The 11,902-nt window shown below is 64.7% G+C and carries 10 protein-coding genes; 1 reads left to right on the top strand and 9 read right to left on the bottom strand.

Translation table 11 applies throughout. The features are described 5' to 3' along the window. Positions 1-3: 3 nt before the first annotated feature. The 4 genes from HDIA_RS22960 to aroQ all read right to left on the bottom strand — a co-directional run bounded on the left by HDIA_RS22960 (position 4) and on the right by aroQ (position 4,228). The gene (locus HDIA_RS22960; protein WP_099558294.1) at positions 4-876 is read right to left on the bottom strand and encodes a carbohydrate ABC transporter permease; all 873 of its coding nucleotides are present in this window, start codon (positions 874-876) and stop codon (positions 4-6) included. A 265-nt stretch (positions 877-1,141) separates the two neighbouring features. Beyond that, positions 1,142-2,452 (bottom strand): ABC transporter substrate-binding protein, encoded by a 1,311-nt coding sequence (locus HDIA_RS22955; protein WP_099558292.1) that lies wholly within the window; start codon positions 2,450-2,452, stop codon positions 1,142-1,144. A 260-nt stretch (positions 2,453-2,712) separates the two neighbouring features. Further along, positions 2,713-3,657 carry a sugar-binding transcriptional regulator gene (locus HDIA_RS22950; protein WP_099558290.1) on the bottom strand — a complete coding sequence of 315 codons (945 nt, stop codon included), beginning with the start codon at positions 3,655-3,657 and terminating at the stop codon, positions 2,713-2,715. Positions 3,658-3,772: 115 nt separating this feature from the next. Next, a complete protein-coding gene (gene aroQ, locus HDIA_RS22945; protein ID WP_099558288.1) occupies positions 3,773-4,228 on the bottom strand; it encodes a type II 3-dehydroquinate dehydratase in 456 nt (151 codons plus the stop codon). A gap of 174 nt (positions 4,229-4,402) precedes the next feature. Here aroQ and HDIA_RS22940 point away from each other — a divergent pair, with 174 nt between their 5' ends. Then, a complete protein-coding gene (locus HDIA_RS22940; protein ID WP_099558286.1) occupies positions 4,403-5,443 on the top strand; it encodes a histone deacetylase family protein in 1,041 nt (346 codons plus the stop codon). Between the two features lie 5 nt (positions 5,444-5,448). Here HDIA_RS22940 and HDIA_RS22935 read toward each other — a convergent pair whose 3' ends face one another. The 5 genes from HDIA_RS22935 to HDIA_RS22915 form a co-directional block, all read right to left on the bottom strand. Continuing rightward, entirely contained in the window at positions 5,449-6,291 is an 843-nt protein-coding gene (locus HDIA_RS22935; RefSeq protein WP_245884045.1) for a FadR/GntR family transcriptional regulator, read from the bottom strand. After that, positions 6,288-7,280 carry an ABC transporter ATP-binding protein gene (locus tag HDIA_RS22930; protein ID WP_099558284.1) on the bottom strand — a complete coding sequence of 331 codons (993 nt, stop codon included), beginning with the start codon at positions 7,278-7,280 and terminating at the stop codon, positions 6,288-6,290. Before HDIA_RS22930 ends, HDIA_RS22935 begins: the two co-directional genes overlap by 4 nt. After that, the gene (locus tag HDIA_RS22925) at positions 7,277-9,208 is read right to left on the bottom strand and encodes a dipeptide/oligopeptide/nickel ABC transporter permease/ATP-binding protein (RefSeq protein WP_099558283.1); all 1,932 of its coding nucleotides are present in this window, start codon (positions 9,206-9,208) and stop codon (positions 7,277-7,279) included. Before HDIA_RS22925 ends, HDIA_RS22930 begins: the two co-directional genes overlap by 4 nt. Then, positions 9,205-10,152, bottom strand: a complete 948-nt coding sequence (locus HDIA_RS22920) for an ABC transporter permease (RefSeq protein ID WP_099558282.1) — start codon at positions 10,150-10,152, stop codon at positions 9,205-9,207. Before HDIA_RS22920 ends, HDIA_RS22925 begins: the two co-directional genes overlap by 4 nt. Before the next feature lie 76 nt (positions 10,153-10,228). Beyond that, positions 10,229-11,785, bottom strand: coding sequence for an ABC transporter substrate-binding protein (locus HDIA_RS22915; RefSeq protein WP_099558280.1), 1,557 nt, complete (start codon positions 11,783-11,785; stop codon positions 10,229-10,231). Between the last annotated feature and the right edge of the window lie 117 nt (positions 11,786-11,902).

Below are 11,902 nucleotides of genomic sequence, written 5' to 3'. Positions count from 1 at the left end.
TCCTTACTTGTCGAGATTCTTGCCAATCATGCGGATCAGGAAGATCGCAACGATGTTGGCGAGGATGACCGCGATGATGCCGCCCGCCGAGGCCCCGCCGACGTCGTATTGCAGGAGAGCCTGGGTGTAGACGAGATAGGTGAGGTTGGTGGTCTGGGTGCCGGGTCCGCCGCCGGTGGTGACGAGGATCTCGGCGAAGACCGAAAGCAGGAAGATGGTCTCGATCAGGACCACCACCGTGATGGCGCGCGAAAGGTGCGGCAGCACGATGTAGATGAAGCGCGAGACGAAGCCGGCGCCGTCCATCTCCGCGGCTTCCTTCTGCTCCGAATCGAGCGACTGCAGCGCCGTCAGAAGGATCAGTGTCGCAAACGGCAGCCACTGCCATGCGACGATCATGATGATCGAGAAGAGCGGCACGCTGGAGAGCCAGTCGACCGGTTGCAGGCCGAAGGTGCGCGCGATCCAGGCGAAGATGCCGTAGACCGGGTGCATCATCATGTTCTTCCAGACCAGCGCCGAGACGGTGGGCATCACGAAGAAGGGGGCGATGACCATCAGCCGCACGATGCCGCGGCCATAGAAGGGCTGGTCAAGCAACAGGCCGAAGAGAATGCCGCCGACAATGGTGATCGCGAGAACGCCGCCGACGAGGATCAGCGTGTTGGCGATGGCCGTGGAAAAGGCAGGGTCGGTGACAAAGAACTCGTAATTGAAGAAGCCCGTCCACTCCTCCATGCCCGGCATCAGAAGATTGTAGCGCAGGAAAGAGAAGTAAAGCGTCATCGCCAGCGGGACGATCATCCACAAGAACAGCAGGATCACTGCCGGAGAGATCATCAGGCGGGCCGAAGCCTTCGTGTGCAGCGTTGCCATGTCCGCCTCTTCCTTCTTGTTCTGAGGCTGCGATGCAGAGAGTCGCGACGCGCGGGAAGGAAAAGCCTCCCGTCAACGTCTTCGCATGCGGACCAAGCCCCTGGCGGAAGGTCTGGTCTTCGGCGGCTTGCGGCGACCGGGCCGGCGGCAAGCCGTCGTCGGATGGATTGAGGATTTTCGCGTCAAGTCCTGACGGCACATCCCGTCTCCGTCCGCCGCAATGGGAAGAGTGGCGGACGGAGCGCTCGGGAGGTGGCGGGTTACATCACTTGATGTAGCCGCCCTTCATCATCTCGCGCGTGGCGAGCTGCTGAGCCGTGGCAAGGGCCTGATCGATCGACACCTGGCCGGCAAGGGCCGCGGAGAACTGCTGTCCGACAGCGGTTCCAAGGCCCTGGAACTCCGGAATGGCGACGAACTGCACGCCGGTGTAGGGCACGGGCTTGACCGTCGGATGGATCGGGTCGGCCGCTTCGATCGATTCCAGCGTCATCTTGGCGAAGGGTGCCGCCTCCTGATACTTCGGGTTGTCATAGAGAGACTGGCGAGTGCCCGGAGGAACGTTGGCCCAGCCTTCCTTGGAGGCGACGAGCTCGGCGTAGTGCTTGGAGGTCGCCCAGGAGATGAACTTCTCCGCCGCTTCGGACTTCTGGGTGCCGGCGGGGATTGCCAGCGACCAGGCCCAGAGCCAGTTGCCGTGCTTTTCGACGCCTTCCTTGTGGGGGGCGAGCGCGAAGCCGACCTTGTCGGCGACCGTCGAGTCCTTCGGGTTGGTCACGAAGGATGCAGCCACGGTGGCGTCGATCCACATGCCGCACTTGCCGGACTGGAAGAGCGCCAGGTTCTCGTTGAAGCCGTTGGAGGAGGCGCCGGGCGGTCCGGCATCCTTCATCATGTCGACGTAGGTGGACAGGGTGTCCTTCCACTCCGGCTGGTCGAACTGCGGCTGCCAGTTCTCGTCGAACCAGCGCGCGCCCATGGAATTGGACATGGCCGTCAGGAAGGCCATGTTCTCGCCCCAGCCGGCCTTGCCGCGCAGGCAGATGCCGTAGATTTCCTTGTCCTTGTTGGTGAGCTTGCGCGCCGCGTCGGCAATGAAGGTCCAGGTCGGATCGTCGGGCATGGTCAGGCCCGCATCCTTGAAGAGGTCGGTGCGGTACATGATCATCGAGCTCTCGCCGTAGAAGGGGGCGGCGTAGAGCTTGCCGTCGACCGAAAGGCCGGAGCGGATGGCGGGAAGCAGGTCGTCGACGTCGTAGTCGGCGCCGAGGTTGTCGAGCGGCAGCAGCCAGTTCTGCTTGGCCCAGATCGGAACCTCGTATGTGCCGATGGTGAGCACGTCATACTGCCCGCCCTTGGTGGCGATGTCCGTCGTCACCTTCTGGCGAAGGACGTTCTCCTCCATCGTCACCCACTCAAGGTCGATGTCGGGATTGCTGGCCTTGAAATCGTCCGTCAGCTTTTGCATCCGGATCATGTCGCCGTTGTTCACGGTGGCAATGGTCAGCGTTTCGGCGTGGACGGGAAGTCCAAGCGCAAAAATCGGGGCCGCAAGCAGCCACGTCTTCAATTTCATGAGATCCTCCCAGGCATCTGCATGGTTTGGCGGGCGGGTTCACTCCCAGAACGGCTGGTGCCAGCCGCCCGCTGCCCATCCGTTTTTCGTTCTTCTTCGGTCGATGCCAGCCCCCTGCCGACGCAGAATCAGCACCGCCTTTTATTGAGCATTTGCTATGCTCTTGAGCTATTACTCATAAAATGTTGTGACGAGTCAACGCACAATCGTTGCCGCAGCGCAGCATGACTGCCGAAGTCCGGTGATTTATCGTATAAGGATCAGAAGCTTAGAAGGGCCTCTGCCGTCGCCTCGTCGGTGATCAGACCATTGACGATCTTGCCGACGAGAGCGGCATGAATGCCCGCAAGCTTGCGTTCGCCCTTGGCCATGGCGATCACCGTCGCCTTGTCGGGAGAGGGGATTTCGGCGCTCGCGACACGGTCATTCGGCGGGACGTCGACGAAATGTCCCTTGGCGTCGAAGGCCCAGCCGCAGATCTCTCCGACGGCTCCGGCCCCTGTCAGGGACTGGCGCTGGTCCTCGGTGATGAAACCGTCGAGATAGAGCGGCGCCTCGGGCCCGAGATCGCCGATGCCGACGAAGACGACGTCCGCCTCGGCGGCAAGATCCAGCACGGGGCGGATCATCGCCTGGGCGTGCAGCATCCGCTTTTCTTCCGGCGTCGAGGCGATGACGGCAAGGGGCATCGGGAAGAAGCGCGCCTTCACCCGGTCGGCCATGGTGAAGATGACGTTGAAGACCGCGGCCGATCCGTCCGGGGCGATGTTGCCGGTGAGCGACGCGATGCGGTGCTGCTGGCACTCGATCCTGGACAACTGCTCGACGGCCGCCTTCAGCGTGCGGCCGGTGCCGATGGCCATCACCAGCGGTTCGGGCCGGCGCAGCCAGCGTTCGATCTCAGCCGCGGCTGCCTCGGCGACGCCAAGGGTGCTGGAATCGGCTTCCGGGTCGGTCGGCACGACTTCGGCGACCTTCAGGTCGAAGGCCTTGCGCAGGCGGCTTGCCAGTTCCAGGCAATTGGCGATCGGGTGGTCGATGCGGACCTTGACGAGGCCCTCGGCGACGGCGAGCGAAACGAGTCGCTGTGCCGACTGGCGGGAGACGCCGAGCTTGGCGGCGATCTGGTCCTGCGTGTTGCCCGCGACATAGTAGAGCCAGCCGGCCCGCGCCGCATCGTCCAGTCGTCCGCCCTTGACAGCCATGGTCTTTCAAGCCCCCCGAAGGGTCCACTATCGAACTTGCGATCAAACTGTCAAACGGAATGGCAGCCTGTCCGGGCGGAGGCGTCTTGCGGGGGGCAGGCCGAGCGATTGCCCTTCAGACGTCGACCGGCTGCAGACCGGCGAGGCGGATCATGCGGAGCAGCGCCAGTTCGTATCCCTGCGTGCCGAAGCCGGCCATCACACCGTCGGCCCGCAGAGAGACGTAGGAGTGGTGGCGGAAGGATTCGCGCTTGTGGACGTTGGAGATATGCACCTCCAGGACGGGACCTTCGAAGGTGTTGAGCGCGTCGAGAATCGCGACGGAAGTGTGGGTGAAGGCGGCGGGGTTGATGATGATGCCGATGGCCGTCTCGCGCGCCTCGTGGATCCAGTCGATGATCTGGTGCTCGGCGTTCGACTGGTGGAAGCGGATCGAGAGCCCGTGTTCGGCCGCGAGCTTCGTGCAGTTTTCCTCGACGTCCTTGAGCGTTTCGCGGCCGTAGATTTCCGGCTGACGCTTGCCGAGCAGGTTGAGGTTGGGGCCATTGAGGATGAAGACGGTGCCGGACACGGATGGATGCCTCTCGGTGTTGTTTGCCCGGATCGTAGCGGCGAAGCCTTAACATTGACCTGAAAGGGATCGATGCGGCGACGGACGCCGACATTCGCCTGAACGATCTTGCCGAGGCGATGCCGGCGCCGATAGTGTTCGCGCCTCAGTCGAGCAAGCAGCAGCGAGGCCGTCATGCAGACCTTTTTCAGCGAAGACCATCGTCTTCATTTCCCGCAGGGCGAATTGCACGGCGGCGAACTGGTGACGCCCTTCGAGCGGCCCTCGCGCGTGGAATATGTGCTGCGCCAGCTGAAGGAGCGCGGCTTTCCGGCGGTCACGACGCCCGATGCGGTCGACCTTTCCATCGCGCACCGGGTGCACGATGCGGGCTTCCTCAATTTCCTGGAGACCGCCTGGGACGAGTGGAAGGCGGCGGGCAATGCCGGCGAGATCATCGCGACGGGCTTTGCCGCACGGCGCATGTCCGGCGCCTTCCGGCCGCCGCCGCGCGATATCGACGGCAAGGTCGGCTACTATGCGCTGGCGGCGGAGACCGCGATCACGGGCGGCACCTGGAAGGCGGCCTGCTCGTCGCTGGCAAGCGCCCAGTCGGCCCAGAGACATGTTGCGGCCAAGGGCGGCGCCGCCTTCGCACTTTGCCGTCCGCCGGGGCATCATGCGGCAAGCGACATGTTCGGCGGCTACTGCTTCATCAACAACGCGGCGGTGGTCGCGGAGATGTTCCGCCTTGGCGGGGCCGGCAAGGTCGCGGTGCTCGACGTCGATTTCCACCACGGCAACGGTACGCAGGAGATCCTCTATGCGCGCGGCGACGTGCTCTTTGCCTCGCTGCACGGCCATCCCGAAGACGCCTATCCCTATTTCACCGGCTATGCGGATGAGAGCGGCGAGGGCGAAGGAGAGGGCGCGACGGCGAACTATCCGATGCGCCCCGGAACGGCCTATGGCGAGTGGTCGCAAGCGCTCGACGAGGCGATCGCCCGCATCAAGGCCTTCGGCGCGGAGGCGCTCGTCGTCTCGCTCGGCGTCGATGCCTACAAGGACGATCCGATCAGCTTCTTCAAGCTGGAGTCGGAGGATTTCCGTCGTTGCGGCAACAGGCTCGCCAAGGGGCTCGGACTTCCGACCGTCTTCCTGATGGAGGGTGGCTATGCCATCGAGGCGGTCGGCATCAACACGGTGAACGTGCTGGAAGGTTTTGCTGAGGGCTGATTGCGCTAATCCCGTCGGTGCGATGCCGCTTCGTGACCGAAGCGGTCGGCGTTCTCCAGCAGGGCCTCCATGGCGGCGCGGGACCGGCCCGCTTCTCCTGAATGCAGGGCGCGGATCAGGCGGATGCGATGGTCGAGCCCGCTGTCGGCCGCCATCCGTGCGGGGCTGTCGGGAACATCCTGAAAGTCGGCACGGTCGCGCAACAGGCTGAGCAGGAGCAGTGTCATGAAGCCGACGAGCGCATTGGGCGCGCGGCGCGCCAGTTCGATGTGAAAATCGAGCTCGGCCCGGCGCTGACGCTCCTCGTCCTCCGGCGTTGCCGGTTCTGCTTCCAGAAGTCCGATCTTGTCGCGAAGAACGAGAAAATCCTCCTCCGACAGGCGGCCGGCAAGGCTGGCGGCCAGTTCTGGCTCGACGACGCGGCGCAGATGCTGGATGTCGGCGATCGACGGCGGACGGAAAAGGAAGAGATTGTCGATGACCTGCAACGCCTGATCGGCGGACACCTCCGACACGAAAACACCGCCACCCGGCCCCGTGCGCGTCGTCACGAGACCTTGGAATTCCAGCACTTTCAGCGCCTCGCGCAAGGTTCCGCGAGCGACGCCGCGAAGTTCGGGCTTCAGCCAGTCGGGCGGAAGGCGGTCGCCGGGCTTCAGGCCGTTGTCGGCGATCTGGCCGCGAATCTGGTCGGCCAACAGATCGGGCCGCTTGCGGCGGCGGGTTCCGAGGGCAGGGTGGCGTCGGTTCTGGGCCTGTGCGGGTTCCTTGGGCATGGCGGTCAACGACGCCTCGGGCCGCTCCGGAACGGGCAAGGTCTGGTCCCGGAGGTCCTCGACGTCGATCATGTTCGTTCGCTCTCCCCATGCGGATGATAGCAGGCCGCCAGATGATCCAAGCCATGGGGAGCGGGGGTTGGCAAGGGCGGCTTTGCGGTGCAGTCGGGTTGTCCACGCGGGCAACGGGCGTGGAAGGCGCAGCCGGGCGGCGGATGGTAGGGGTCGGGCAATTCGCTTGTCGCATCCTCGGCGGCCAGCGAGCGCTTGCCGGGTGACGGCACGGAGCCGAGAAGCAGGTGCGTATAGGGATGGCGCGGCCTGCCGAAGACCTCACGGGCGGGGCCGACTTCGGCGATACGGCCGAAATACATCACGGCGACGCGGTCGCTGACGCTCTCGACCACCGACAGATCATGACTGATGAAGACATAGGTCAGCGAGAACCGGTGCTTCAGGTCGTCGAGAATGTTGAGGACCTGCGCCTGAACCGAAACGTCGAGGGCTGAGACCGGCTCGTCGAGCACGATGAGTTCGGGATCGGCAGCAAGCGCCCGGGCAATGCCGATGCGCTGGGCCTGCCCGCCGGAGAATTCGTGCGGATAGCGTTCGAGGAACTCCGGTGCGAGGTTCACCGCGCGCATCAGTTCCTCCAGCCGATCCTTTTGGGCCGCGCGGTCGAGGCCGAGCAGATGGATGAGCGGCGTTTCCAGGATATCGCGGATCGTCTTGCGCGGATTGAGCGAGGCGACCGGGTCCTGGAAGACATACTGGATGCGGCGGGAGAGGGCGCGTCGGTCGCGGCTCGCCTCGGCGACGAGGTCCTTGCCGTCGAAGAGGATGCTGCCGCCGGTCGGGCGGTCGAGACCCGTCAGCATGCGGGCGAGCGTCGACTTTCCGCAGCCGGATTCGCCCACGATGCCAAGGGTCTCGCCACGTTTCACGTGAATCGTGACATCCTGGACGGCGTGCACGGCAGGACGCTCGGTGCCGAAGAGCGTGCGTCCGCCGCCGAAGCGCTTCTGGACATTCTCGATGCTGAGGAGACCCGTTTCGCTCATGCCGTCTCCTCCGCGTTCATCGGGTGCAGGCAGCGGACGGCGCGCCCCTTCCCCTCCGCCGCAACCATGGGGATGTCGCCCACCCTGCATTCCTTCTCGACACGCGGACAGCGGTCGGCGAAGGCGCAGCCGGGCGGAAGCCGGTTGACCATCGGCGGGCGGCCCTCGATGGCGTCGAGCCGCCGCTCGGGCTCGCCGAGCACCGGCACACAGTCGATCAGCTTGGCCGTATAGGGGTGGGCGGGCCTTGCCAGAAGATCGGCGGTCGGACCCGTTTCGACGATGCGGCCGGCGTACATCACGGCGACGCGGTCGCAGATCGCCGAGACGACGCCGAAGTCGTGCGTGATGAAGAGGACGGCGACGTCGGTCGATTCTCTTAATCGGCTAAGGAGTGTCAGAATCTGCGCCTGGACCGTGACATCCAGCGCGGTCGTCGGCTCGTCGGCGATGATCAGCCTGGCGTCGTTGGCGAGCGCCATGGCAATCGAGATGCGCTGGCGCATGCCGCCGGAGAGTTCGTGCGGATAGGACTCCAGTCGCTTAGCCGGATTCGGAATGCGGACTTTGGCGAGCAGTTCGGTTGCCTTGTCGGCGGCCTCGGCATGGGAGAGCGGCTGATGGGCGCGGATCGCCTCGATCAGCTGGTCCCCGACCGTAAAGAGCGGATGCAGCGTCGAGAGCGGGTCCTGAAAGACGTGGGAGACGGCGGCGCCGCGAAGCTGGCGGATGCGCTCGTCGCCGGCTGCAAGCAGGTCCTCGCCATCGAGCAGGATCGCGCCGCCGGCAATCTCTCCCGGCGGGGTCGGCACGAGGCCCATGACAGACATCGCGGTGACGGACTTGCCGGAGCCGGATTCGCCGACGAGGCCGACGCATTCGCCCCGCCCGATGTCGAGATCGACGCCGCCGACGGCCCGGTAGACCTCGCCGCCGACGTGGAACTCGGTCCTGAGATCATCAAGCCGCAGCAGGGCGTCGCCGGACGGCGTGTCGGGAATGTCCTTGCGGGTCACCCTGGTGCGGGCGCCGGGTCGGGCCAGCGCACCGGATTTGAGGCGCGGGTCGAGCACGTCGCGGATGCCGTCGCCGAGGAGATTGATGCTCATCACGAGCGCGAAGATCATCAGGCCCGGAATGACCGAGACATGCGGCGCGGTGAAGAGGATCTTCCGCGCCTCGCCGAGCATGGAGCCGAGGTCGGCCTGGGGCGGCTGAGCACCGAGGCCGAGGAAGGACAAGCCAGCGGTCTCCAGGATCATCCAGCCGACCGTGGTCGACATGGTGATGATGATCACCGGCATCACGTTGGGCAGGATCTCGGTGAAGAGGATGCGTGCGTCCGACTGGCCCGACAGCCTTGCCGCGTCGACGAATTCGCGCCGCGACAGACCGAGTGTGATGCCGCGAATGTTGCGGGCGAAGAAGGGGATGTTGACGATGGCGATGGCGTAGAGCGCGTTGATCAGTCCTGGCCCCAGCACGGCGACGATGGCAAGCGCCAGCAGGATGTAGGGAAAGGCCATCACCATGTCGATGCCGCGCATCAGGAGGTTGTCGGTGCGCTTTCCCGCAAATCCGGCGACGAGGCCGATGAGCGAGCCGATGATGGCGGCGATCAGCGTTGCCGAGATGCCGACCGCAAGGCTGACGCGCGTGCCCCAGATGAGACGGGAGAGAATATCGCGGCCGAGGGCGTCCGTGCCGAGAAGATGACCCTCGGAAAGGACCGGCAGCAGTCTTTGCGCCGGCGCCGTCGCGTCCGGGTTGGCGAGCGGCAGAAGCGGCGCGGCAAGGGCGGTCACGACGATGAGGGCCAGCACGACCAGCCCGCCAGCGGCGAGCTTGTTGTTGAGCAGGAGGCGCAGGTTGTCAGGCCGGCCGGAACCCTTGCGCCTTGCGGCCGGAACGGTGTCGGTTGTGGTCATCGGCGCAGCCTCGGATCGATCATCGACTGGGCGACGTCGGCGGCAAGATTGAAGAGCACGTAGGAGGCGGCGACGACGAGGACGCCGCCCTGCACCAGCAACAGGTCGCGGGTGGAAATCGCCTTCACCAGCATCGAGCCGATGCCGGGCCACTGGAAGACCGTCTCGATATAGACCGCGCCGCCGAGGACGAAGCCGGCCTGGATGCCGATGACGGGGATCACCGCGACGAGGGCGGCCTTGAAGGCGTGGCGGTAGATGACGCGGCGCTCGGTCAGGCCCTTGGCGCGTGCGGTGCGGATATAGTCCTGCCGCAGGACCTCGAGCATCGACGTGCGCGTGAGACGCGCGATGACACCCGTCGCGACGATGGCAAGCGTGAAGGCCGGCAGGGCGAGGTGATGCAGGAGGTCGGGCAGGTCGCCGCCGCCGTAGATGGCGTACATGCCGGAGACGGGGAAGAGCTTCACCTTCACCGCGAAGAGAAGGATGAGGATGAGGCCGAGCCAGAAGGAGGGTGTCGAAATGCCGACCAGCACCAGCAACGTCACGATCCGGTCGGTCCAGCCGAACTGGCGCACGGCAGAGACGATGCCGGCGAGAAGCCCGAGGATGGAGCACAGGACAAGCGACGTGCCGGCGAGGATCAGCGTTGCGCCGAAGCGTTCCAGCACTTCGTCGAGCACCGGGCGGTTCAGGGTGTAGGAGCGGCCAAGGTCGCCGTGGGCGATGTTGGACAGCCAGATGAAATATTGCTGCCACAGCGGCTTGTCGAGGCCGAGCTCGCGGTTGATCCGCGCGACATTGTCCGGCGTTGCATAGGCGCCGAGGATGGCCGTTGCCGGATCGCCGGGGATCATCGCCATGATGACGAAGACGATCACGGTGAGACCCAGCAGCACGGGGATCGCGGCGATCAGGCGTTTTGCGATGTAGGAGGCCATGGCAAGCGTCTCCTAATTCAGGAAGATCGGAGAGCGGGAAGAAAACGGCGGCTCGCCGTCTTCTTCCCGCTTCGCCTTACGGCTTTGCGACCTTCTGCAGCATCAGGAAGAAGGACGGCTGGAGCTTGAAATTCTCCACCGCGGCGCTGGTCACCGCGTTCTGCTTCCAGTTGGCGACGAAGACCCAGGGCGCGTCGTCGCGGACGATCTCCTGCATCTCCTTGTAGAGCTTGGCGCGCTCGGCCTGATCGGTGGATTCGCGTGCCTTTTCCAGAAGCTCGTCGACCTTCGGGTTTGAGTAGTAACCCGAATTGAAGCCGCCCTTGTCAGGGAAGGCTTCCGTGCGCAAGGCGAGGAAGGGCAGGGTGTCCGGATCGTTGGTCATCCAGGCCATCTCGGCCATGTCGGCCTTGCCTTCAAGACCTGGGTTCACCTTGCCGAGGAAGGTGTTCCACTCGTAGGTCTCGATCTTCACCTTCATGCCGACGGCTTCAAGGTCGGCCTGGATCGCGGTGCCCATGGCGACCGGATCGAGCATGCCCGAGCCGCCGTCGGTAACGTAGAAGGTGACTTCCGAGCCGTCGTAGCCGGCATCCTTCAGGAGCTGCCTGGCCTTGTCCGGGTCGTAGGGATAGGGCTGGAGCTTGTCGTCATAGGCCCATGCGAAGGCCGGCGGGGTCGGCCCGGCGGCAACCTCGGCCGTGCCTTGCAGGATGTTTTCCACCAGCGCCTTCTTGTTGATGGCGTAGTTGGCGGCCTGCCGGATTTCCTTCTTCGCGAAGGGGCCGTCCTTGGTGTTGAGGATGAGGAACCAGAGGTGCGGGCCGGCCTGCTCATAGACTTGGTAGCTCGCATTGTCGCGGAACTGGGAAAGATTGTCCGGCGGCACCTCGACCATCACGTCGAGACCGCCGGACAGCATTTCGGCGACGCGGGTGTTGGTGTCGGTGATCGGGCGGAAGACGACGGCCTCCAGCGGCGGTGCGCCGTCCCAATAGTCCTCGTTGCGGGTGATCACGACCTTCTCGTTGGCGCTCCATTCGGCGAACTTGAAGGCGCCGGTGCCGGACGGGTGCCGCCCGAAGTCCTTGCCGTATTGCTCGACGGCGGCCGGCGAGACGATGAGGCCGGTCGGGTAGGCAAGATTCGACAGGAAGGGTGCATAGGGCGCCGACAGATCGAATTCGACCGTCATGTCATCGATCACCTTCACCTCCGATACCGTGGAGAAGAAGAAGGCGAGCGGGAAGGGACCCGTGTCGTGGAACGGGTGATCGTCTTTCAGCATGCGGTCGAAGTTGAACTTCACCGCCTCGGCGTTGAAGGGCGTGCCGTCGTGGAACTTGACGCCCTCGCGCAGCTTGAAGGTGTAGACCTTGCCGTCGTCGGAGATCGTCCAGCTGGTCGCGAGCGAGGGCTCGACCTCCAGCGTGCCATCCTTGTAGCGGACGAGGCCGTCGTAGAGGTTCATCAGGATGCGGAAGTCGTTGACCGCCGTGTCAACATGCGGGTCGAGGGACTTGGGCTCGGCGATCTGGCCGACAATCAGAACATTCGGCGGCGACTGGGCCCAGGACGGGGCGGCGAACAGAAGCGTTGCTGCGGCAATGGCCGCGGCCAGAAGCTGTCTCATGGCGGTCTCCCTCCTCCTTCGGATCGGGGAATTATCTGCAAAATTTGCCATTGGACAAGCATTTATTATAATAAATTGACGCCGCCGCATTGAACGATCGCGCCCCGCCAGCCTCCA

The organism is Hartmannibacter diazotrophicus (assembly GCF_900231165.1).
GTDB lineage: Bacteria > Pseudomonadota > Alphaproteobacteria > Rhizobiales > Pleomorphomonadaceae > Hartmannibacter > Hartmannibacter diazotrophicus.
Note: the sequence above shows the minus strand (reverse complement) of the source record. Positions and strands in the feature narration are given on the sequence as shown.